Genomic DNA, 24,343 nt, shown 5'->3' with positions numbered 1-24,343 from the left:
TCTCTGATTGTTATTGGATTGGTGAGTTGAGAAATGCTGAAAGTGCATCATCACTTTTCAGTGATTCAAGTGGGATATAACGGCCATCATCAGACAAAAGTGACGGAGTACCTAGAAGGTTATAAAAATTAAAGGCGGCATCGTTCTTCGCTAGCGCTTGCTTTCCTATGTCACAGGAAACTAAGGATGCCTGTTGGTTATTTGGAACCATACCAACATCAGCCTGATATAGTTGTTTCCAAAAGGGTTTGCGTTCTTGAAATGGAGTACACAGGACTGGCGTCACCAGGTTTGCTGTTTGCTGGTCTCCTATTATTGTTACAGGGAAAATCTCTACGTTGTAATTGCGAGACAATTCTTCCAAAGCTGGTTCTATGATTTTGCAATTTGGACACATTGGATCAGAAAAAACATACAATGTTCTGGCATGACCGGAGGATAATGGAATGGTGTATCTTCCGCTTTGAGCTGCTGCGCGTAAGCGTTGCGCGGTGTATTGATAGTCTTCTGCCTTTTTCGTTGGTTTGGGCTGTTCTATCGGGACGTTAGTCATAGCTGAAGAAACAGGGACAATAGTGCCAGGATGTGGAAGGGAGGAAAGCCTGTTTGGTGGATTGATAGGGTGATGTTTCTCTGTTGTATTAAGTGATGGTTGGATGTTTTGAGCTAAGTTACTACCTTCGGTTATTCCCATTCGCCAGGCTGAGGTAGCGATTAAAATAATCGCTGCAACTAAGATACTATAACCAGCCACTTTTTTTCTGTTTTTGAGCTTTTCTTTACTACGGATTATTTCCCTATTTATTGTACTAACAATCATTCTTGCTTCATCATTATTTTGTGCTGCATAAATCATTGCTGAATGCTGATCTGTGCTGTCATGGTAAACACTTCTATCATTGATATAAAAGCGGTAATTTTTGCCTAGTTCCATGACGATTACAGGTGTATTTTTGTATGGCTGATCAGAGATGACAGATAGAGTTTTACCCTGCAGTGATGCAGAATATGAATGAGACATAATGCTGTTCCTGTTATTAAGGGCGTTTAGCTCTCGGACGAGAAAAAGTTCGTTGTTTAGGAGCTTGATATTTTGTTTGTTGGCTATCGGACTGTACTGGATTGAATGATGTATCAGTTGCTGCCGGTTCGTGTGATTGAAGTATGATGATTTCACTATTATCATCATTTTCATCTCCTAGTTCTATTGCGTCTGTGTTGTCCTGTAGTTTGCGTTCGTCTAATACTAATCCAATACTTCTAAGGTCTTTTTCAAGTCCAATGATAGCTATATCCATCCAATTTTCTGGGCGGGGAATATTTACCTGTAATCTCAGAGAGATATCTGAAATTAGGCGCTCCCATTTAGCAGCTGCGATAACTCCAGCCCCTTCGACAAAGACTTTAGGGCGACCGGAGGAAGTCAATGTATACCATAGGATCCTATCAAGACCTTTAAGCCAGCGAAAACGGGCACCAGGTAAACGTAAATCTTGGTCATGAAGTGCGAATAGTGCTGTACGGGTAGTACTGTAATGGCGCAGCCAACGCTTAGCTTCGGGGTGTTGTGCAACTCGATTAAAGGAGCTATTAGCCAGACTCAGTACTGGATAACCCTTCTTTCCGTTATCACGCCGGCTTTTGATTAGGCAAGAGCGGTTAAGGTCGTCCAGCAACTTTTCGGCAGATTTACGATCATTTAAAAAGACTTGCAGGCCGAATACTGCAAATAAGGCTCGTTCATAAGCATTGAAGGAGGAAAACTCAGTTAAAGGAGTCCCTAATTGTTTCATAAATACTTCGCGGGTCTTGTCTCGATTCAGTCGTTCCCCAATTATAAGTTGGTGTTGTAATGCGAATTCATCTGGAGTCTGAGCACTTCGGTGCTCCGGTGGGTCACAATTAAGCAGTTGTGTTTTCTTATCACCGTAGCAAAGAACTGGAATAATCGCTGGTGAAAATTTGGACATAATATGTGGTAGGGAATAAGCATCAATGTTCCTACGAGTGAGGTTACTTGGATGATTGCGAATTGAAAACAAACTTCCACTGACGATGATGCTCAAAGGAAGCATCAGAATATCGGCTGTTTTATTCATTATATCAATGAACTCACTCCAGCTAAGGTCATTAACTCGATTTGCCGCCCAAGCTAACAAGTGAAGTCGCTCTGCGACATAGTTATGTACTCTGGGGAAATCACAAAGCGCCCAGAGTTGATAAAGGAGCCAACAGCATCCAAACATGATAGAGGGCTGATATATCCAAATCAGAAAACATAATAGGAAAAATACTAATAGAAACATAGAGCCACGTTCTTGGCCTTGTTGTGGCGGCTGTGTTGTTCTTGAATACATTAGTTGCTCCAGACAAAATAAAACAGCCCGCAGACAAGTCTGCAGGCTCTATGAGACGGTTGGATTACACCAGAAATAGGTTTATCAGAGGACAAAAAAAGAACGCCGTTAAGGCGATCTTTTTGAAGGCTATACTCTATACAGTAAAATTAACAGGGTTGAGTTTTTTTCTGTACAAGTTCATTGAAAGAACTATTTATTTTTATCTTTGGACTGAATGATGGTGCTAATAAAACATCCAATTTTCGACAGAATAGTTTTATTTTTGCGTTGCTATTAATGTTAAAATATGGGCGACTAATGTTATTAAAATTTAGTGTTAGATTACATCCTTGAATATCATAACCAGCCCAATCATAAAACTCGTATCCTGTTAATATTGGTTTGTCTTTGTCATAGAGTGATATGGTTAGAATTCTTCCATTTTCCTTATCAATGCCGAAGTATTTTCCATTGGCTAAATCAAAATACTCTAACTCGTTGCAGGGCGAGAAATCTTTATTGATCAGAGTTACTTTTAGCTTTTTTAATTGTGATTCTGTTCTTGAAAAGATAAAAAAGTTAGACAAGAAAAATGCAGCTATTACCATTACAGCAATGTAAGGTATGGGGCTAAAAAATTCCAGTGAGTATAAATAATTTCCAATAACTACTATACAGATTGGAACAATTATTAGTTGTAAGATAAATACCACAGGAACGTATGACTTCCTTATGTTATTTATGAATGTCATGGCATGTCTCCTATATCCTGGATGATATTATTTATTTAATACCATCCCCATGTGGCGCTTTATTATCATTTGTATATTTTACACCCGGGCTGCGTTCTAGTCCACTACCAAAACCGGCAAAAATACTTTTTGTAGATTCTACTATTCCACCAAGAATACCAGCTGCTTCCCGGCCACCCAGCCATGAAATGATATAATCAGGCATAGTCACTTGTAATCCAAAAACTCTACTTACAGTAGTCGTACATATTCTTGCGTAGACCATTAATATACCGACCAACGAAACCAACCCAGTTATAGAGTTTGCTTGTACATTAGCAATTGTAGCGCCGAACATAATATTTAATAATGTTCCAAGCGCAACGGTTACTATACTGGCAAAAACAAATCCAAATACCATTAACATAGGGCGAATCATAACGTCGATGAGAAATATATAGCCATATGATGAACGATGTCCTCCTTCATTCTCAGTACCGATATGTGTAGCAGCCCATAATGAACCGCCTGTTGCTCCTACAAATACACTAACGATCCAATTAGCTGCCGCCGCGATCCAATATATGAAAGGTATGAATGGTAGATAAATGGACAAGCTGAACCCGATACCAAACAATAATACACACATAAATTGAACTAATGGGGTTATGGAGTTCACCATTGCAGGCGCTGCTTGTACTAAACCTAGTGATGCAATATTTAACAGGAAGTTATTTCCAACGGTTTCACTTGCGATTTTGGCTGCTGCAAATATTGTATAAACACTTTCAGTGTAAATAAGGACATAATCACCTATATTTTTCATTTTCAATAAAGGATTGATCTGACCATTTTGATTGAATTCTCCATTGCCAATATTTTGTACTATATGATTTGATAACCTTTGTCCTGGTGAATTAAAAATTCCAACAAATACGGCTGCTGGATCTGAGGCATCTGTTGCTTGTTGTATGTTCTTGGGACTCTGAATGCCTAATGGTGGTGTGTAGGATGAATTCTGTAACTGTGCTTGATAAGCGGTCATGATACTTTTATATGTGTCGCCAGCACCTAAGTCTCCTAAACCAGATATGCCAGTAATGATTGGTTTCAGTTGCACTGCCTCATTAACTTTATTATTTGCGGTAGCAAATGTTTGATACCACGATCCTAGAGCCAGCCAACCATTCTTTTTTAGCTGAGAAGATAAAACAGAAGCTAGCTCATTTGATTGCCCTTGAGATTTCAATGCTTGGTTAATGCGATCTTCATATGCCTGTGCTGCTTTTTGTATGCTCGTCTCTGCATCTGGTAATGTGCCGCTACCATTCATTTTTTTGTTGAGCAAAGCTGTCACAAATTCGGAAGCTGCTTGAGATAAGTTATTTTGCATTTCATTCATTGCACTGCGTTGAGCATCAATTATTCGAACAGTATCAACGGAGGCTGGAAACAGCCAATTTGCTGTTTTATCTTTTATAGATTCAGGCAATCGGGCAGAACCACATAGAGCGCTACCGTTTCCAATCTCGAAGCCATCAATGGCACTTTTTATGCTCATAAGGGGCGTCCCCCCTTGCCCATATTGCCGATACATGGTGTTTAGTTCGTTGTTCATGCCATACATACACAAATTCATTTCATAGATAGCACGGGCCGAACTTAAAGTTTGTGATGTGGTCGGTTGCACAACTAATGAATACCCATCTTCAAGTAAATCAACTATGCGATCTGTTACTAGATTTGCGCTACCAATGCCCATCACTGAGGCTGCCCATAGAAAAAGTAGCTGTGCGATTGACCATCCCGAGATAGTTGGAACTAAACTTAAGAAACCAGCGGCAGTGGTTACTGGACCTACCAAAGAGGTTCCATTGTTGAAGATTTTGCCTTGTTGTCCTGCTTTAGTTAAGTGCTTTAACGTGACAGCTAGGAACCATACAACGGCAATGGTCAACACTATCCCATTAAAAACAAAGAACAACTCTCCAATCATACTGGAGTCAGTTGAGAATGGATTTATTACAACGTCACCAAATATCATTACTAAAATTTGGCGAGAAAGATCACTGGAACGCTTAGCAGCCTGTTCGATAGTGTCAAAACTGATCGATGAATCAGCCCAGGCGTTGAGAGTAAACAGGCAAAGACATACGCTGGCCATTAATTTTAGAATGGTATTCATAGAAGTCTCGTATAAGGTGCTGATGCTCGCTGATTAGCTGATGTTAGTAGGGTAATAGGGGGACTGAATGTGCAATTGAGTTGTTCGGAGTTATATAATGTCTAATTAAGCGCTTACTATTTGAGGCTTAGTGTTGTTTTAAGCCACGAGTTTTCAGATAAAAAGTCCGAAAATCCCCCGCGTTCTATTGGGGATGCTCGGTGATGACATAGTTGCCATAATCGCCAACTACATATTAATGCTTGAACAAACGGTAATGCGGCTAGAGAGAGTAAAGCCAGAATTAATACGAGTGTTTTAATCAACAATAACGGAGTATATATTCCACTTAATAGCACAACCAAAATGATGCTGATGACTAATAGTGACGGAATAGCAGCTAAAGCCAAGCATAACTTCTTACGGCGTAGGAAACGTCGTTTTAATGTTTCAATTGTCATACCACTGGCTGTTACTGCTTCATAAAAACTAAGTATTGGTTGCTGGAGTTTCCTCTCAAGCTGAGAGGAAGGGAATAGATGTTTTGCTCGTTTGATATTATTAAGGAAAGATGGACCTATTTTTGTCGCGGTGTAACGTATCTCAGATAAGGGTAAGAATATGTTAGAAACGTAATAAATACCTTTTACAGTGCGTTGGTACCAAGTAATAGATTTTTTTTCAGCCTTATTAGTCATGTCGTGCTGCTCCAGCGTTTACTTCTTGCATTTTTACCTGTAATTGAGGGCGGTAGGATTCGGTTGCATTGAGCGAAAGTAGCTGCCCTTGAAGAATGTTGTTTTTTTGTAATTGCTGCTTTATGCCCAGTAACAACCAATTCTGAAGGGATTGGGTTCGGATAGACTCACGTATTAAGTTATCGCCTTCCATACTCTGCAGATCTGTTTGATAATTTGTGTTAGCATAGCGTCTACCCACTTCAAATTGCTCAAACTCCCTTTCAGACATTATGCCGGCACGCTTAGCTTCATCTGATGCTGTACGATTGAAATATTCAGCTGCAGAAGAAGCCGTAAGCGTTTCTCTGAGTACGTCGCGTGTTGCTTCATTGGGTTGGCTTGCCGATAACATAGCCAACATAGGTTCGCGAGCTGCTGAATTGACAGCTTCGTATTGTGTCATTAATCCTACATATTGTTGACCTGAGGTTGTTTTGACTTCACCTTTACTTAATTGTTTGCCGGCTGATGTTGCGGAGCTATTTAATATGTATGCCATGGCTGCATCGGTCTGTTTTTGATCAAAAGTAAGATCAGGAGACTTCCCATCTTTACCAGCACCATCTAGTAATGACGTTAAGCGTTTGTCACCGCCAGGCAACTCAGAAATGCTTTTACATAGAGGCGTTCCGCCGTAGGCAGCAAAGTCTACAGCGTCACAATAATCAGCATGAATAGCTGCTACACGAAATTGTGCTTGTCCTCGTGCAGGAATGGGTGTGGTCACACCCTGGCGAATTTTGTTGTTACTAATTCCGTTACCACTGGCTAACGAGCTTTGTCGTGTTCGGGTTCCGTTCTGTATTTGTGATGCCATTCCTGAACCGGATTCAGTGCAAATACTATCAGGAACGGTATAAGTACGGCGCGCCTGCTCTAGTCTGTCTGTTTGGTGAGCAAAAATATCTTGATCGCGCTGCGCTTGCGCAGATTGCTCAATCTGTGTAGCAATTTTGCTACCATTTTGGTTAATGGCCGCACCCACCTGATGCTGAGTAGTGGCAATCTCACCTAAACTGGTATTCATTGTTCCAAGTAATGGAGAAACTTGTGTTTGGATCGGAATACTTTTAAGAACTTCAACAGGATATCCCAAGGATTGATTGGGTAATGCGATGTAAAGTATCAAACCAGAGAGTAGGGATACCTGGGGGGTAATAGGAGGATTGAATTTCATTATATCTCCGGGATAAATAAGGGTGTTTTAGCCTGAGGGTGTTAAATTGAGTTACTTTGAATATATCCAGCCTTAGATAGCAATTCGTTAGCTAATATCCTGATAGCGCCATTTTCATCATCGTGATTGGCTTTTTTCTTTAACATATCAATATGTTTCTCCGCTGAACCACTAGGAAAAGTTGTGGCAAGCAGTTCACGGGCTAATTTTCCGTCTAGCGCCTCATATAGAATGTTGCGGAGAGCGCGATTTTTGGGGGTAGAGTTGAGAGCCCATAAAAGACGTGGCCCAACTGTATTTTTCAAAAGTTGAGCAACATTACCGTTTGTGGTTTGAAAAACAGCCAGAAACGTCGTACCACTGCCATCTGGTGCAGGACCACGCGTCGTATTGAGTAATTTATTAAGTGTTGCGCGTGGGACGTGGAAAACTTCTTCCAATACTTTGAAATCGCTAGGGCGTACACGCATGAGGTATAGAGAGTTAGCTGATTCCAAAAGCTGCTGAGGATAATCATCCAGATACTGAGATGCGAAAACAGTGCGAACACCAAACTTGCGTTTCTCGCGATCTTCGGTCTGCAGAGCGGCCCACAGTGTTTCTATTCCTTTGATGTTGTGTAGCTCATCCATAAATATGAGCTTACTTTCCTGATCCAGTTGTTCGATGCGCTTTCTGTGTAGAGAAACATAACGGGAATCCAGATTGGCATATAATTCGTTTTGATATTGAGGAAGGTAAAAATCGTTTGCACCGGCTAGGTGGCGTGCAAATTGATACATAATGCCGGTGCGGATTTTTCCTTCTGGGGAGTCATCACCAGAGACGTTGTTAACATCAACAACACGAATTCGTGTGTTAGGGCTGACAGTAAATCGGGTGCGTCCAGAAATCAGTGGGTAATCAGACAGCGCTTGTGTGAGACAACGTGAAATGTAATGCAACATAGATTCATCAGAGCCAGGGCGATTAACTTGTGCAAAGGTTGTCCGCATTTGTTCTGTGTTGAGCGCTCCCTGTAGATCATTGAGTTCTGGTACTGCTTGAGCTTGTGCAAGTGAGGCTTCATACACATAACCTTTATCAAACAGCATATCCCGAATTTCATACCATGTAGCCAATTCCCACCATTGTGCATCATGTTCAGAGAGGCAGCCACTTTCTTTTACTGCCTTATCCACTTCTGGGATCAGCGAAGGACCATAGCGTAATGGTTCAGTATCGCTATTTTTTTTGTAGGCGATATCTATGGCCATAGATATGATTTGCCGGCAAGCAGCAGCATCGGGAGGCATGTTAATTTGTGGATCGATACATAAACTGGTCAGTATTTTCAGCAGGTATTCACGTTCTGTGCTGATTGGGTATTTCAGACCTAGAGAGATATCGAATGGATTACGACAATGCTCTGCATCATTACGTAAAATGATGCTAATAACTTTATCTAATTGACCTGGTGGTAAACTATCTCTCATTAGGTCATAGAATCCCTGAGCAGTGAAACCTTTATCAACCATAGCCATAAATGGAATTTCTGTACTGCCTGCGGATACTCCGTCTACATGCATTCTGTTGGCTAGTAGTGATTTACCAGAGCCTGGGGCACCGGCTAATAATTCAGTGTGTTTTTCTTGGATTCCACTGGCTAATTGCACTGGATAAGGTTTGCCATCAATAGTTTGGAATATTACATTACCTTCGTTACCCCAGGGACTTGCTGGTCGTTGTAACGGCATCAGTTTTAGACCTTCGGATAAAGGTGGAAACATAAGTGTAGGTGCGCTGAAACTGGATGCTAATGGCAGTGTATTAATCCATGCTCTAATCGGATCCCCAAATGTTCGTGTGACACTAGTGACCCCCCATGATTGAACCGACTTCTGTAATAAGGTCAGATTACGTTGCATTCTGCTTTTATCTTCATCCCATGTACTAGCCGTAATACTCATTATGCAAACGGGATCCTGTTTGTCTTGTGCAAGCAACCACGATATTGACTGATAAATATCACGTAAGGAAGGGACAAATGCGACAAAACTTAACAGGTTATTCTTGCTACGCAGAATTTCTCCTCCCCCGGGCATGAGGTCTAAACGTATACGCCATGGGATTTGACGGGGGACTTTCTTAAATAGTTGGCTGAACGGTTCCGGGCGTTGAGGGGCTAATGTCATCGCTAGTTGCCCATGATATAACCCATCTACCTCAATAATGTTTCCTAAGGATTTCACCTCAGTGTCACAATATTGGAAATTGAGGTGGGGAGCAAGGCAAGCACTAATATCTTCACCACGCATTTTTCCATGAGGGATAACGCGATCTCCTGGAAGTAACGGTTGCCAAGTTTTGTCTGTACTAACGCGTTCAATTTCATCACGGATTACGTAGCCCGCCTCATGTGCGTCCAGCAGACGTACCATAACACCTTCATTACCGTCAGCAAGATCAGTCACCAGTTTGTCAATAAAAGCATCGTGTCTTAGTTTCAATCCTTCGAATTCAGCATAAACAGGGTTTTGTCCATAGCGGGCTTCTGGAAGATCTTTAAATTGCTTATTTTGACGTTGGATTTCTTCTTTTTTCTCCGCGTTTGGGAGGGTAGCAATCGCAGTGTATACCGTTAACCATACACGTTCCCGTGCGAGATAAGGTGTCATTTTAGCAATCTGCTCATCTACAAGGTCGTCCAATGCAAGTCCTAGTTTTTGAAACGATTGACGCTGTGGAGCAACTAATCGACAAATTTCTTCTTTACCACGCGTAGGATCTCGTTCGAATACGATACTTAATTTATGTCCCATGGACTTGAAGTCACCTGTCAAGCTGTCACGCAGTTTCAAAACAAAACGTAATAAACTATCAGGGGCTGGTGCTTCCATTGATGTTTTTAGTTCTGTTTCACTGAATTCACGAAATGCACCTAATACCTCAAAGCAGGAAGCATAATCGTTATTTTCGGTGACGTGGATATAGGGTGCATTTAATGATGGATGGCGAATTTTATCGTCTGGGGTTAATCCAATAACAGTTCGTAGATCGCAGTACTGAGAAAAATCTCTCCCTAATGTATAGCGAGAAAAGTAGGCAAAGGCTTCTTCGATTTTATCGACAATCATATTTAGTTCCGAGAGAAATAATCATGGTATAGGTGTTTCCACCAAGTAGTACCCGCTTCAAGCCCGGTTGTAGCGAGTTTGCCTTTAAATTGGCCGGGGTGTAGCACAAGTGCTAGATGACGCCAACGCTCCAATAATGTAGGTCGGTGCTCATCAGCTATGTGTTTGATGGTTTCTCCAAACGCTTGAGGGTGAGATGTTCCCCAGACTTGTTGAACGGGTTTTTCATAAGATGTCAGCCAGTCGAGCAGCGCCTTAGCATCTTTTTGGTAGGATTCATCATCTGAATCTAATGCTTGAGCAATGGCACGTTGTAAATGGTTAACATCTTCTGGGTTTAATGTAGGGAGGTATACGATAGCTCCCGCCTCAGCAGTGATGGTGTCCAATTGTTGCCATGCTTGGCAGAGAGGATCTGTGACACCAAGGTTATCGGGCTGTGTGTTTAGAGGATTATTATCACGAAATATGGCGCTATTTTGTGGTGACTCATAACCACAAAACTCGCAGCAAAGCCCGCCTTGTCGAGCCGTATTATTTAATTTTTTCTGTTGGTTGGCTGATATTGTGTGTCCCGCTATACGTCGGGAAATGGAGAAAATCAACATGGAAACTTCCAATAATAAAGTAGGATATGTGGCCGACCTGGATAGATCGGCCATCAACGTTAACCAACTGAGACTGGGTTGAGGCCCATCTGTTTCTGGCTACGGTTAGCAATCTGCTCAATGGCAATAAGGCCAGCACCAACTACGAAAAGAATAATGATGTGTGTTGCTTTAATTTGCGGGTTATTCTTTTTGGCGGACATACCGACAATACCTACGACAATGAAGCCCATACCAAGGACTAGACATGCTTTCACAATCGGTTCTTTTAATGAATAAACACCATTTAAGATATTATTGACCATGCCAGCAATATCATCGTCGGCTTTTGCGACAGGTGATAATAACAGTCCTATAAATCCAGCAATAGCACTGAGAGAATATCGACGAGCTGTTTCGGCCATTAGAATAGCCTTCACAGAAACAAACAATGGAAAGTTTTTCATAGATTTCAGAACGTTCATTATTACCTCTTTATTTACCAATGAATTTTGATTGTATTTTGAATGGCATTAATCAGCTGTGGATTACTGGCGAGCATCGCGCCGATAACTAGACGTTTAATGCCACTAGATATGTCGTTCCCGGCACTAAGACCGGTATGTCCGTCTTTCTGTGAGCGACGAAGGCGAAGCAGTCCCTGATAGGCATAAATAGTGCCTACCCATTGGAGTAATGTGAGGATTGCATTGATAGCTACTGCAGCTGGGCCATATTTTCCTTCTGAGACATAAGCGATAGCTCCGAATGTGACATCACCTAGTGCCATCTGGTTAGAGGTAGCACTCATTACGTTATGCAGTGCTATAAGGCAGCCACATAATAAAATGACACCAACTATTTTCCCAGGGCTATCTTGTAATTGGCCGCGTTTAGCCCGGCTGGCAATATTGCTAAAGTGCCCTATGAGAATAGTTAGCCCAACGATAGCGCCGAGGGCTAGAATCAATTGGATACCGACTTGGCTTAAGTTGTTGATTGCATTTGCAATCATTTGAACCAAATCCATAAATCTCCTTAGCGGATGATACCTGCTGTGGTTACCACCTCACGTTTATGTGTATCTATGATTTGAATGGTGGCGTTGCCGATGCGGTCGCCCTGACGTAATGCCCAAGTGCTTCCTTTATAGTTCACCCATGCAAGTCCCGGATAAAGGCTGGCTATAGAGGCTCCTTGGAAATTGGATTTTCTACTGCTGGCTTGGGGAATTTGCTTGGTAGTTGGTTTTGCCATTGTTGGGGTTACTGAGGACAAAGACGCCGATTGATGTTGCTGCAGGGCAGCAAACTGCTGTTCAAGTGTGCGTAATCGTTGATCAAGTGCCTTGATTCCTTCTCGATTATTTTCACTATAGGTACGTAGGTTATTGATATCTCCTGTAATTGCTTCATTTTCTCCGTTAGTTAGGATATTTTCCGATATAGCTGTGGTTGAGGTTTCCTGTGCTACAGGTGCTTGTGATACTGAGTGAGATGGCAATGTTTCAGCAAAGGAAGAAATAGGTTGTTCTGCCACAGGCTCTTGAGAGGCAAATTGTGGTGTACTGCTTGTTTGTTGTGGAGTATCACGAACAAAAATAAATACTACAAGACCTAGAAACATTGTTACCATCATTCCCAACTGCATAACAGTTACTTTTATCCCCATTGGTAAAGTGATGAGCTTAGGTCCATTAATTTTTTGAGGAGTAGAAGGGATACCAACATCTGTGTCTTCCGGTAGTGGTTTTGTCGGAGGGGTGTCTAAATCGAAGCGAGAGCTCATTAATGTTCTCCTGAAGTTAGGCGAGGTTCAGTGAGTACGGTGGCATTTTTATTAACCCGATCACTCTCATACACGCCTTTCATAAATTGGATTGCGACTACTTGTTTTCTGTGGACTTTCACTTGTTTTACTGGGAGTTTGGCTGCATCACTAGCTATGACTTGACCTGCTTGTTCTCCAATCCCGCCGATAACAGTTCCGACAACAGCCGAGCCGTCAACTTTGCCTGTGCCACCGGTGATTGTTCCACTTGACGTGGATAAGATTTGTGTATTTTGGTCTTTGTATAGCTGACCGACCCCGCCAATGCCACTGGCCATCGCAGGTAAAATGATGCGACTGAAATAACGATTATTGACTTCACTTGCGATTGATGATTGTAGTGTATCGTCCTGTAACGCATACGCATCCACTTGGTATTCAACATCGTTTACGGTCATACGGGTGAAGTGAATCACAACCCCATTTCCAGCTAATTGCACTCCTCGTGCGGTGAACATTGCGCCAGTTAAAAATCCTGTGGGTATATGAGCCGAAACAATAGAGTTCAGATTGTCTGAATCAATCGCTGTATCAATAACACCAGGTCTACGAGTGTTTGGAGGTACGATGATCTTATCCTGTGAGATACTTCCAGCCATTGCTGTTCTAACCGGTGTCACCTGTTCGTTACTAGGTAAACCGCTTGTCCAAGTGCTAAATGTGTTGACTTGGCCGGTACCGTTTTGAGCTCCTTCTTCTTGACCAAATGTACTAGCCAATTGCATCCCTCCAGGTTTCCAACGCTCATTAAGAACCTTTAAGTAACCTTTAAGAGCGGTTTTTTGATCCTCAGAAATTCCGTTAGGAGCTGGTGCCGAGTTCTGCGGAGCTTCAACAGGAAGGGTATTGAGCTCTACATGTTGAGGGGCAATAGAAGGCGTTTCGTATTTAACATTACTCATTTTCAATGACGCAACAAAGCTAGTTCCATTAATGTCTGCTGTCTGAGAACCTAATTTGTTGGCTTGACTTTGTAGTTGTTGATACTGCTTGGTTTCAGTACTTCTAACTAGGGCGTTGTTAGCCACTTTGTTTAGGTTGATGTTCGAAGGAGTAGGTGCGGGTTTGTTAAGATACCCCCATAAAAGGAATGCTCCTCCGAATATGATCACTCCCCCGGATAAAATCAGTAATCCAGATTTCTTACCATCACTGGCAACATCTTTTTCAATGGCCATGTTGTTACTCCAGATTGATGTTCAGAGTTGCATTACGTCCTTGAACTGAGAATACGGCTTCTGGCGTGATAGGTAGTTTCCAAATACGAGTACCATCTGCAGAGGAGGAGGTAGCGACAAAAGAATCCCTAATAATATGACGGGAGCGAATATAAAGGTCATCTCCCATTTGCCAAACGCTGGTCATCGGCACATCACCGTTAGTTTTCAGTCGCTTAGCTTCTTTGGGAGGAACACCATCTAAGAATGCCTGTAACAATGGATCTTCAAGGCTAATTTTTTCCCGGGCGACCGGAAGTGATTTAGCAGCAGGACCTCTTAAAGGGATTCGTAAATCAAGCCGGCTATCTGTGATCTGTGCTTTGTTTGTGTTGTCGGCTTCTCCACTGGAGAGTGAAATTACGATAGGAACTGGAAGCCCTTGTAGGTATACACTGACACTGGCTGTGTCGTAAGCGCGTTTAGCTTGAACTGACATGACAGGGCTATTCGGAATGTATTTAACCTCGAACCCTGCTTCATTTCCGTTAATCGGAGGTGCTCCGATATTCCATGGTGCCCCAGTTTCATCGGTGAATGATACTGTACTTGGAAAGTTCGGTAGAGCACGTAACAACGGTAAAGATGCACCAGGAGATAAATTCACTGTCAGTGAGCTAATCCGTGGAACTGCAGTGATTGGGGTTCGACTTTCGCTACGTTGTAATTGATCAAATGTCTGATGTAGTCCTGAAACATCTTCTGGTGTTAAGGGGGCCACCTGATTGAGGGCATAAGTTAATGCAGGTGAGGGTAATGGCGCATTGAGTTCAGAACCCTCTGCCGGCTGAATCGGGGCTTGCTGAATTGTAGATGCTTGAGCTGTAGGTGTTGGCTGCATTTTAGTGTCCATGCTTTCTGCTGGTTGCCAAGTGTTTGATATTGGTGGTGCTGAGGTTGTTGATGCAGCATAACTACTAAAAGTTGCTAGTAGGATTAAGCCAGACAGTGGAGTTTTTAACATTATGGGGCCTCATAGGTAATTAACTGACTAACTTCCAAGCCTGCGTTTTTCAAGCGGGGATCGACTTGTTGGATTAATAGTGAAATGACAAAACCTTGTTCGGGTAAGGAATTGACTTGCCCAATAAGTTTGAATTTTGAGGGGTATTGAATTTTCCATGCATAGGCTCCGTTTTCTAGAGTTCCTTTGCTGACGACTACACCAGAAGATGTCATTGATGACATATTCATTTTTTTATCTTTTATCGCTGATAAAATATTGGATTGAGTTAAGGCTGTGTAGTAGCTCTGAAAACCAGCGTCAGAGAAACGAGGTATTATGTTATTCATCTGAGATCGATAGTTTACAAAGTCCAGTGTGAAGGCTTCACGAATGACTCGGTTGCCAAAATCAATCACATCAGCATCACTGTAAGCGGGTTTGTCTGTTGGATGTAGCGGGATTACTCTTCCATCTTGAGTAGCAAAATATTTCACTGGAGGGTGTAATACGGCGTATACCAAACACCCGATTATTATCATAGCCACGAATTGGCTGGCACCTTGCCAGATATTAGTAGTGAGTGACTTACGCGTAAATCCTACATTAAGCTGATTAGCTTTATGTTTAGCAATAGCTGATGCATATGGATCAGGTTCAGTTACCTGAGGGGTAACCTGTTCTTTTTCTTTCATGGGATATCCATAGTTTACATTTGCTCGGTAGTCCGAGTTGAGAAACTAACGAGTGAAGAGGTAATCATTACCAGATGGATCAGAAACGGAATGTATCGGAGCTGGTGAAGTGTTTTGTGGCAGACTTTTGCCTATGTTCATATTCACTGAATGTGAATTTTTACCCACAAGTGGAGGCAAACTCCCCACCGGTGTATTTATAGAGTTTCCTAAACTGGGCGGTAAATCTCCCCATGGGTCGATTTTACTGGGGATATAGACCTGAATCTTATTGCGGGCTGCTTGACAGATTCTATCTTTAATCCCATTTAGGATACCGCTTAAATCAGGAAACGTTGGTACTGTAATCGAAGTGCTGATACTACCCAAACATTGCTGCAATCCGCTGGATACTTGGTTTTCACGTTGTGACCAAGATTCGGCCGCTTTTCGATCTCGTTCATATCCTATTTGAGCACCAGCTTGGGCCGCTGTTCCTGCACGACAGTTTGCAGATTGAACGGGAAGAGTAAAACAGCTGGCTACAATCGTGACTAGTATCAAATGATGTAGTCGCATAATCATAGTGATTCCTTTACGCACTAGGTCTTGGTGTTGATGGGGCAGGTTTAGCGGTATGTTCCACGATGTCTTTTTCCCGGATCTGCGAGGCTTGCGACGGTGGGATGTAGTCATTCGTAAACCCAAGTTGTTTATGCAGAGCCGGTGGGTACTTTACCGGATCAACTAATGGAGCATAGAGTCGTTCTTTCTCATCTTTCAGTTTGAATACAAAGGCGTTATTGGCACCGACTTCATGATTGACAGCATTTCCATAGCCGATGATTTTTAGTCCATCAGAAGTGATTGAATTGAGTGATAAGTAACGACTGCCATTCTCCCGAGTACATAACTTGCCAAGAACGGAATGATATTTGCCCTGATAATGCACTATGCCTTGTATGTATTCGCCTAGCCCTTTTACCAAAAGCAGCTTAAGTTGATTTTCGCTATTCATGGCTCTCATTAGTACAGTACCTGCATCTTGAGTGTGAACAGGTAATTTTACATTGGTTGGACGTATTGCAGGAGGCTGTGTACCTTCGCCATTAGGTTTAAACCATAACAGACCATTCGCTGGTGATGGTAAATCAGGTATAATTACTCCAGTTTCTGTAGCGAATTGAATCACTTTTTCTTGTATGGCCTTAAAGTGTGCTATGTCATAAGCGAGCAAACTAGCAGGGGGAGCTGCTTGGCGTTCATTGCTGACAAGTAGCCGAGGATCAATTGCCGAAGTTATCTCCCATTGATTACGGTTAGTGATAATTTCATGTGTTTTTTCTAAACCGTTTTCGTCGATGACAACCTTTCCTTGAGCGTCTCGGACTTTTGTCATTATGGCGACCTCTTCGCTGCCAAGCCATTTAAGCGTGGCTACGTCGCCTTTACTTAATCCACTTTCGCTAATGGCATCCATCAATCCTTTACCCCAGATATATCGTTCACCTTGTGCAGTTCTTAGGTGTACGTAGTAGTTTTCACTCTCTGTAGGATCAAAGTTATATTTTGCAGGGCCATATCCCAAGATAGTCCCGGTTATACCAGCCTTACTTTCTTTATGGCTGGCATTTTGTGGATTTTTCCGAGGAAGAACATTTGGACGTAATTCAGGTGGCAGTTCTGACTGTAATCCTGATGGTGAAGCAACAAAAGCAGTTGTTTCATTAGGTTCCAAAACAATGCTTGCTACTGGGCTACCTACTGGTGTAGGTGTATCGCTTGGAGTAGGTTCGTCAGCAAGTTTCTTTATTGCTTCATCCAGCATTAATTGTTGCTGTGCATTCTTCATTTTCACATCGAGGTTGTATTCTGCGATGAGATTAATTGCACGTTGTTTGAATTCATCACTACCAGTTAATTCGATACGACCGCGATAATGTTCCCGAGCGACAAGAAGGGCAGCAAGTATCATAGAATCATTCTGACTGGATTGAGCGGTTGCCATCACGATACGATTGCTATGGTCAACAAATGCATCCTCACCGCTGAGCAGATATTTTACAGAGCGGCCATCATCGGATATCTCATGTGTGATTTTTTGCATTAATGCATCAAGATCAATCGGGGCCAGTTTACGCGATGTTTCAATAAGAATTGTATTTTCTAACTGTTCATTCTGTTTTGTTGGCTCTACTGCAGTAGATAAGGTTTCCTCTTCTTTTGCTGATTCAGCAGCTACCGTTTCTTGAGTTTGTTGACTAATTATTCGGGCATCTTGTTTTCTATTGTGGTGACGTTTTTCGTCTTCCTCTATCATTTCGGTGGTTGATACTCGGCGGGAAGTTAACCATGCTTTAGCGTCTTCATCTACTTCTTGAATTTTTTCTTTCTCAATGTATGGCTTAATACCACTTTCTTTAGTTAAATCATTAGATTCATTTTGTTCTATGGCTTTCCTCTGATTGTTATCATAAGACGGTCTGGGCTGTTGACTGGCTTCCTGCTTTGTTTCTTTTATATTCTCACTAAGAGATTTTTCCTGAGGTGCAATATCTACAACTTTATCGTTATTAATTAGTTCGTCATGAGTAATTTGAATCGACTCTGTTGTTGCCGGTTCTAATATCTCAGAAGATTCAGAGATATCTTGTTCTCGCAGTTCAGATGCAATGTTATGGGATTGATGTATAAGTTGATCCTGTTCCATAACATCATCGATGATGTGACCATAATCGGCATAGTCATCGTTAGAGATGGAAGACACTGGAGTAATATTGTTAATACTTGATGGCGATTCTGAATTATCTGATTCAAATGGTTTTTTTTGTATTTTTGTTGATTCTGATTGGTGTTTTTTAGGGGTATCAACCATTTTTGTCGGCTCCATTTGGAATGAGGTATGTATTGCTGTAATGACGGGTTGTAACTGTTTTTTCAGTGCATCCAATCCCCTGGATTTATGGAGATCATTAAAATCCGTAAAACCTTTTTGCCGTTCTTCTGGTGTAAACGTTGGAAGAATATAAGTTCCGCCTGTTAATTCAGCTGATTGAGAGGCTTTTTCTTTTCCAGGGTTACTAGGGCGTGTGGGTTTTGGTATATCGTCATCTGCCAAAAACCATTTTTGACTGTCGGGATAGCGTTTATGCAAGGCTTGTGCAACTTTGACTAAGTTGCCGGCATCAATGGTCATAACGACAGGATGCTGAATGGCCATTACTGCGCTTGCTGCGGTTGCATAGCCCTCAGCAAATATGATAGGGACGCCATTTTTTAATGCGCCGCCAACCACATAGAAATTACCCTCCTTTTCACCGCCTGTTGTCAATCGCTTAGTTCCGTTAGTACTGATGGTTTGTAATGTTCTGATAACACCTTCGATATTTGAGAACGGAATAACTAGATTATTTTCTTGATCAATGCGTACACCTCTTGCAGCCATAACTCCTTTACTCAGTAGATAAGGGTGATTGTTCCCTGCCTGAGGAAGTTTGTTATATAGGACTGTGGATTTTTTGGACTTGGTATCTCGTGTAATGCGGGTTTCATTGTCTCGGCGTAACTGTTCTTGGGCTGTGATGGCTTTAAGATGAGCAAGCGTTTTTGGATCAGGTTTGGTTGAACCTGGGGACCATTTCTTTAGATCACCTCCATCTCGATGATCTACTAACCACCCATTTGGGTAACCGTCTTCATGTCCTACATAGACGCCTGATTTATTCCCCCGCTTATCCCCCACCATACGAATCCGTTGTTTTTTTCCATTCATGATAGGATCACCTTTTAGCTCTCCTCCATATGCACGAATGAAGTCTCCAAAGTCTTGTCTATGATTACCCTCTGTAACCAACATTGTATCTACACGCCATTTTTCCAGTTTCTTAAGGTCTACCCCTGGTTTAGCAAACCATAGTTTGTTTTTGGAATCGAACTCTATGGCATTTTGGCCATTCTCAAGTTTTCCAGCTTGTTTTTTAGCCTCTTTGAGCTGTTCGAAAGGAATTATTAGATAGGTAGGTTCTGTCGCTTTCATTACATGTCCTATTCAAAGAATTTTCGATACCACCAAGGGCGCCCCGTGATTTTGTTTCCACGTAGCCAGTGGTGAATCCTCTGGAGTAACACTGTTAGGGTGTAGCCGAATATGGCTAGTACTTTGTATAAAATGATTAGGGAGCAGCAGATGAAAAAGGTGGTTTTTGCCGGCCATATAAATAACAGCAGGAAAACAAGGAAGACTAGAACGGGAATTCCATAAATGGTGGCCGGTTTTCCTGCATCTAACCAAGGGCTATAGTCATCATCCTTCATTATGCCGTCCTTTGTTTATCCGAGAACCCCTGCCATCCCATGATTTTCTCAGCAATTTGCGCATCTATACGATTGTTGATGAATAATTGCCAGGTTCGGTCAACAATACGGCTATTACTGTCGCGTAAACTGGCATTGATCATTTCAGGCCAGCGAGTGTAATGATGTTGAGCTAATTTCCGGCGCCATTCATCGTCGAATATCACATACTCTCGTACTGCAGTACGTTTGCCATCTGTAGTTGGTATTAAACGTTGCACGATGATATAACGAAGTGCGTTCAGCAAATCGGATGCAATTTGTTCACGGGTTTCTTCTGGGGCCATGATGCAACAACGTGAAAATGCGTGGCCGGGTGAAAATGCGTGGAGGGTGCTCAATGCTAGCTGACCGAACTGAGCGCATGTTATTGCCGCTTGTAGCGTTTCTAAATCACGAATTTCCCCAATACCAATGACTGTTGGTGCTTGGCGTAATGATAGGCGCAGTCCATCGGCAAAACTTTTAACATCCCGACCGATTTGGCATTGCTGAGGTTGTAGAACCCACTTGGGTCCACCGAGTAAATATTCAACGGGGTCTTCATACGTAGCGACTTTTCCATCAGGATGAGTTTCTCCATAATGTTGATAGGTAGATGCTAAAAGTGTGGTCTTTCCAGAACCCGTTTCACCGCAGACTAATCCCAGGCCGTTTAGTGGTAGCAGGCTTTTTCGTAGATCTTCCTCTAGTTCCAAACTGTCGAGTGTTGGAATTAAAGAGGGAATCACACGGAGTGTTACGGCGACTGCGGTGTTGAGGTTGCCGATTGTGCCTTGTATGAAGTTACAGCGAAATCGGACACGTTCACCTCGAACTAATTGATACCTGCCGTTACTGTCTCCTTCCAACTGTAGAGATCTATCTACACCATTTCCACTTTGTACTTGAGCTTTAATTTCAGGCGAAAAAATTTCATCAATGAGCCGTATAAGATTGGAATGCTCTAATCTAAACTGGCTCGCAATGACTTTGCGACCACAATGATCTACAATCAGAGGACTCCCGCTTTGTATATGGATGTCAGATACACTGTGGCGGTAACAATGAACAAAAAATCCGCGTAGGTTGTCGGCATTCAATCCACGACTGAAATCGTAGTGTGCTAAAGGTGTCATGGTTTGTCCTATGAGTTACTGCTGAGAGGTAGTAATGACAGGTTTCCAGCGTTTTTTATCTAATTCGAAACCGGCTCGTTGTTTTAGATCCCGAACTTTGTCGCCTATCATTAATTTATCGCGGGAACCTGTTACAGACTGTAATTCTTCACTGATAACAGGCGAAGTGATCATGCCTTGTTGAACCAGAGTCGAATAACGCAACATTCCAGTATAATCCCTAGTTAATCGGTTGAAGTTACTTTCCAATATGCGATCTGCACTTTCACGGCCCGCTTGCCAACCTTTTTGAATTGCTTCCCGCCATATTTTTTCCTCAGCACTGTTTTGAGGTTTGATTTCTGAAGAAACATCAGAACTAACAGTTAACCCAGAGAGCAAATATTGACGCCAGGTTGGGGGATTACTGACAAAATGTTCTGGTACCAAAATATTGTAGACTTTATTAGCTGTTCGAATTTGCTTATCGGTAATGTGCGCCAAAGATTCTGATACCACTATGACGGGAGGTAACCAACCCTGCCGGTTTATTAGTGGTGCAAATTCATAAAGACTATTGAGAGTATCGTTTTGGTTATTTAGCTCTTGTTGTAATTCCCAAGCTCGCTGAGCTTTTCCCCCTCTAAAACCAACTGTTTGACCTGCATCATTCATTAATTGCCATAACGTGTCATTTACCCCGTGTTTGTCAATTGATTGAGGATATAGATATGCATTTATATCTGGGGGGGATGTATCCATTGTCGCCCCAATAGTTGGCATAGTGACGAGTGCCAAGCACAGAGAGAGTACTTTTAGTGTCATGCTAATGTTCCTTTTTCAGCGGTAGCATAAAGTAAAGACGCAACTCAATAGAATGCTGTTCAAGTTTGGCTCTCCAATCAATCTGAGTACGAATGACACGTAATAAATCTTCAAAAGAGATGTCTTTTTCATGGATAGCAATAGGAAGTGGCAATCGAACACCGGTATACGCGAATGTTAAACCGCGCTGGTGTGCTAGTTGGCTGAGAAGTTCAATAGCATCGCCATCCCAGTTTACGGTAATACGTTGAGAATTAGAGATAATCTTTGTAGGAAATTGAGTGATAGACTTTTCTAATATTCCCTTCTGGTGTAGTTCCTGACGCAGTTCCTGCAATTGCTGGATTGAGGTTAGAGAAGGGGGCGGTTGATGTTGAGAAACCATTGGTTCTTGCTGACATCCGGTTAATATTACGGATAAAGTAATAAAAATAATCAGTCGTTTCATCATTGATGTATTCCTGTTTTACTACATATGTAAGTAGAGGTTGGGACTGTTTTAGATAGAGATAGGATGGAAGAAGTAGCTTTTAGCAGATTATTTCCAGTAGCCAATAATTGTCAGTGTTGGTTGTTCTCGCCACCAACCCCATGTGTACCAAGTAAAATTATGTGCACCAGGCGATGTGATGAAAGTGAAGGCGCTGTACTGATTTTCCCCGCTACTTCTTGTATCAAATCCTTGTCCGAATACATTGACACTATCTACATTTAACCCCATTCTTGGGCAGCAATTTCCATTCGCATGAACTTCCCCTGTTCCTCGAATTTGCACTGCCTTGGCGTTGGGAACGAATTTGTTTAAGTCAATATAGCCACTCGCAGGAATAGCAATGCTTACTTGGGTGTAATCACTTCCCCCGCCATTGCTTTTCCATTCACCAGATTGACAGGAAAGTAGAGCTCCTTTATCGTCTCGGCCAACTAAACCATTGGGTGAGCAGGATGTGCCGGCAACGGAAATTTTATCAAGCTGTAAAAATTCACCTGTTGAAAGTCGTCCATCAGCTTTAACTTGACCACCAGTATAAATACCTTTGTTGTTCAGACTTCGAATCCAACTGTTGTCGGACATATAAAAACCGCCACCATAAGTACTGTTCATCCAACCTTTACTGTTTTGTGTAATTATCCATCCATTATTACTTCTAATATCGTTATTTACAGTCAGAGCGTCATTAAAATTACCATTTTGAGCATTAATATTTCTGCCGTTGTTAATGTCATTATTATTTAAATCAATCGACGTATGCATCCGATTCAAATCTGGTCTTCCATTAACTTTGAAACGATAGAGACGATCACTTTCCTCTGCATCCGTACCTAGCACTTCGGAAGACAAGTAAGAGGTAATGTGACCACTCTGACCTTTAAGACCGAAATCAGCTAAATTTATTTTCCAGCTTCCGCCTGCTCCATTGGCAATATTAGCGGGATAAATATAACCTCCGAGTCCGGTTATTCCTTGTGAGATAAACCGCAATCCTTTAAACGAAATTTCATAACCATCGGTGGTGATAACAAAAGCAACCATACTATCTTTTTTTGCCGGATTTCTGGCCACTAATATGGTATAGGTCTGATTGTTATTATTTGTTAAGGAAAACCCAGGGGGCAGATATCCTTTGTCACGCAGAGTTTGACCTGGTATGGACACGGATTTTCCGTTTTTGACTTGGTTAAGCAGCGTGGTGTAATTGTCTTTTATATACCGGCGACTACCTTGACTAACTGTACTGAGATGTTCTGCTGTTACATTCCAAGCTCGTTGATCGGTATAATCAGCATATTTTTGCATCCCTATCGGGGCCGCAATTAATACTATGGCTAAAACAAAAGCCAGAGAAACTAATGATAAGCCCCGATTGATGGGCGGTTTGACTGTATTAACTGTCATAAAACACCTTGTATGGTTTGCAGGGGAAAAAACGTGGCTAAGATAGCGAGAAGTGCGAACAACCAAGGAGCATAAGCTTGTTCATGTTTTTGAGTAATAAGGGCGCCAGCAATAAACATGATAAAACCAATACCACATAACAAATAGGCAAGTTGCCATTGAACCCAAGCACAGAGCGCTGCAATCAAATGTACGTCACCTAAACCAAATCTTTCTTCGGGATGTTTCCGGTTAACGCAGTAATGAAACAAGCGCATGAGTGTAAACATGGCGCAACTGCTAATAACGGATTCCGTAAATTTAATTGTGTTATCTGGTAGTAGAGAAAATAGTATCCCAGTCAACCAAAACCCAGAGGTAAAACGGAAAGGTAACCAGAAGTTACGTATATCAAGCAGGACTAATGGAACCCCCCAAGCCAGTAAGACCAAACATTTCACAGTTCCTATTGGATTCGCATCAAAAAATGACTCTGTCATGAATAGTGAGGTGCTGGCTAATGTGAAAGCAGTTATAACACCATTGATTTGTAAGCGTGTCAGAGGTAAACCGTGATGTGTATGTATAAACTGTTTGGCAGGAACGGTCAGTATTAGTGCAAGTAACGCCATAAATAGCGGTACAGCAACCCAGAGAGAGAACAAAACTATCAA

The 24,343-nt window shown here is 42.0% G+C and carries 22 protein-coding genes; all 22 read right to left on the bottom strand.

What is annotated here, in order from left to right; genetic code table 11:
• Nucleotides 1–10: 10 nt before the first annotated feature.
• Nucleotides 11–1,021, bottom strand: coding sequence for a DsbC family protein (locus tag C5470_RS18035; protein WP_166291056.1), 1,011 nt, complete (start codon nucleotides 1,019–1,021; stop codon nucleotides 11–13).
• A gap of 16 nt (nucleotides 1,022–1,037) precedes the next feature.
• Nucleotides 1,038–2,357 (bottom strand): conjugal transfer protein TrbA, encoded by a 1,320-nt coding sequence (gene trbA, locus C5470_RS18030; RefSeq protein ID WP_203448981.1) that lies wholly within the window; start codon nucleotides 2,355–2,357, stop codon nucleotides 1,038–1,040.
• A 149-nt stretch (nucleotides 2,358–2,506) separates the two neighbouring features.
• The gene (locus tag C5470_RS18025) at nucleotides 2,507–3,091 is read right to left on the bottom strand and encodes a hypothetical protein (RefSeq protein WP_166291054.1); all 585 of its coding nucleotides are present in this window, start codon (nucleotides 3,089–3,091) and stop codon (nucleotides 2,507–2,509) included.
• A 31-nt stretch (nucleotides 3,092–3,122) separates the two neighbouring features.
• Complete coding sequence (locus tag C5470_RS18020; RefSeq protein WP_152963833.1) at nucleotides 3,123–5,255, bottom strand: DotA/TraY family protein; 2,133 nt, start codon at nucleotides 5,253–5,255, stop codon at nucleotides 3,123–3,125.
• A 116-nt stretch (nucleotides 5,256–5,371) separates the two neighbouring features.
• A complete protein-coding gene (gene traX / locus C5470_RS18015; RefSeq protein ID WP_152963832.1) occupies nucleotides 5,372–5,932 on the bottom strand; it encodes a conjugal transfer protein TraX in 561 nt (186 codons plus the stop codon).
• Nucleotides 5,925–7,151 (bottom strand): conjugal transfer protein TraW, encoded by a 1,227-nt coding sequence (gene traW, locus C5470_RS18010; protein WP_152963831.1) that lies wholly within the window; start codon nucleotides 7,149–7,151, stop codon nucleotides 5,925–5,927. Before traW ends, traX begins: the two co-directional genes overlap by 8 nt.
• Nucleotides 7,152–7,192: 41 nt before the next feature.
• Nucleotides 7,193–10,267 (bottom strand): ATP-binding protein, encoded by a 3,075-nt coding sequence (locus C5470_RS18005; RefSeq protein WP_152963830.1) that lies wholly within the window; start codon nucleotides 10,265–10,267, stop codon nucleotides 7,193–7,195.
• Nucleotides 10,268–10,269: 2 nt separating this feature from the next.
• Nucleotides 10,270–10,875 (bottom strand): hypothetical protein, encoded by a 606-nt coding sequence (locus C5470_RS18000; RefSeq protein ID WP_166291052.1) that lies wholly within the window; start codon nucleotides 10,873–10,875, stop codon nucleotides 10,270–10,272.
• A gap of 59 nt (nucleotides 10,876–10,934) precedes the next feature.
• Nucleotides 10,935–11,339, bottom strand: a complete 405-nt coding sequence (locus tag C5470_RS17995) for a DUF6750 family protein (RefSeq protein WP_152963828.1) — start codon at nucleotides 11,337–11,339, stop codon at nucleotides 10,935–10,937.
• A 14-nt stretch (nucleotides 11,340–11,353) separates the two neighbouring features.
• Nucleotides 11,354–11,884, bottom strand: a complete 531-nt coding sequence (traQ, locus tag C5470_RS17990) for a conjugal transfer protein TraQ (RefSeq protein ID WP_152963827.1) — start codon at nucleotides 11,882–11,884, stop codon at nucleotides 11,354–11,356.
• An 8-nt stretch (nucleotides 11,885–11,892) separates the two neighbouring features.
• Complete coding sequence (locus tag C5470_RS17985) at nucleotides 11,893–12,642, bottom strand: hypothetical protein (RefSeq protein ID WP_152963826.1); 750 nt, start codon at nucleotides 12,640–12,642, stop codon at nucleotides 11,893–11,895.
• Nucleotides 12,642–13,862: a conjugal transfer protein TraO gene (gene traO, locus C5470_RS17980; RefSeq protein WP_152963825.1), complete on the bottom strand. Its 1,221-nt coding sequence runs from the start codon at nucleotides 13,860–13,862 to the stop codon at nucleotides 12,642–12,644. The genes C5470_RS17985 and traO overlap by 1 nt, the downstream gene beginning before the upstream one ends.
• Before the next feature lie 4 nt (nucleotides 13,863–13,866).
• Nucleotides 13,867–14,865 (bottom strand): DotH/IcmK family type IV secretion protein, encoded by a 999-nt coding sequence (locus C5470_RS17975; protein WP_152963824.1) that lies wholly within the window; start codon nucleotides 14,863–14,865, stop codon nucleotides 13,867–13,869.
• Nucleotides 14,865–15,539 carry a DotI/IcmL/TraM family protein gene (locus tag C5470_RS17970; RefSeq protein ID WP_152963823.1) on the bottom strand — a complete coding sequence of 225 codons (675 nt, stop codon included), beginning with the start codon at nucleotides 15,537–15,539 and terminating at the stop codon, nucleotides 14,865–14,867. Before C5470_RS17970 ends, C5470_RS17975 begins: the two co-directional genes overlap by 1 nt.
• A 45-nt stretch (nucleotides 15,540–15,584) precedes the next feature.
• A complete protein-coding gene (locus C5470_RS22515; protein WP_203448979.1) occupies nucleotides 15,585–16,103 on the bottom strand; it encodes a hypothetical protein in 519 nt (172 codons plus the stop codon).
• A 10-nt stretch (nucleotides 16,104–16,113) separates the two neighbouring features.
• A complete protein-coding gene (locus C5470_RS17960) occupies nucleotides 16,114–19,554 on the bottom strand; it encodes an LPD7 domain-containing protein (RefSeq protein ID WP_166291050.1) in 3,441 nt (1,146 codons plus the stop codon).
• 8 nt (nucleotides 19,555–19,562) lie between these two features.
• Nucleotides 19,563–19,832, bottom strand: a complete 270-nt coding sequence (icmT, locus tag C5470_RS22510) for an IcmT/TraK family protein (protein WP_203448977.1) — start codon at nucleotides 19,830–19,832, stop codon at nucleotides 19,563–19,565.
• Complete coding sequence (traJ, locus tag C5470_RS17955; RefSeq protein WP_152963821.1) at nucleotides 19,832–20,989, bottom strand: plasmid transfer ATPase TraJ; 1,158 nt, start codon at nucleotides 20,987–20,989, stop codon at nucleotides 19,832–19,834. The genes icmT and traJ overlap by 1 nt, the downstream gene beginning before the upstream one ends.
• 15 nt (nucleotides 20,990–21,004) lie before the next feature.
• Nucleotides 21,005–21,793 carry a type IV secretory system conjugative DNA transfer family protein gene (locus C5470_RS17950; protein ID WP_152963820.1) on the bottom strand — a complete coding sequence of 263 codons (789 nt, stop codon included), beginning with the start codon at nucleotides 21,791–21,793 and terminating at the stop codon, nucleotides 21,005–21,007.
• 1 nt (nucleotide 21,794) lies between these two features.
• A complete protein-coding gene (locus C5470_RS17945) occupies nucleotides 21,795–22,244 on the bottom strand; it encodes a DotD/TraH family lipoprotein (RefSeq protein ID WP_239002561.1) in 450 nt (149 codons plus the stop codon).
• 87 nt (nucleotides 22,245–22,331) lie between these two features.
• Entirely contained in the window at nucleotides 22,332–23,690 is a 1,359-nt protein-coding gene (gene pilV / locus C5470_RS17940; protein ID WP_203448976.1) for a shufflon system plasmid conjugative transfer pilus tip adhesin PilV, read from the bottom strand.
• Nucleotides 23,687–24,343 carry a prepilin peptidase gene (locus C5470_RS17935; protein ID WP_152963819.1) on the bottom strand — a complete coding sequence of 219 codons (657 nt, stop codon included), beginning with the start codon at nucleotides 24,341–24,343 and terminating at the stop codon, nucleotides 23,687–23,689. The genes pilV and C5470_RS17935 overlap by 4 nt, the downstream gene beginning before the upstream one ends.

The sequence above is a fragment of the Photorhabdus stackebrandtii genome (assembly GCF_011189495.1).
In the GTDB taxonomy this organism is placed as follows: Bacteria; Pseudomonadota; Gammaproteobacteria; order Enterobacterales; family Enterobacteriaceae; genus Photorhabdus; species Photorhabdus khanii.
This window is presented reverse-complemented; position numbering and strand designations above follow the sequence as displayed.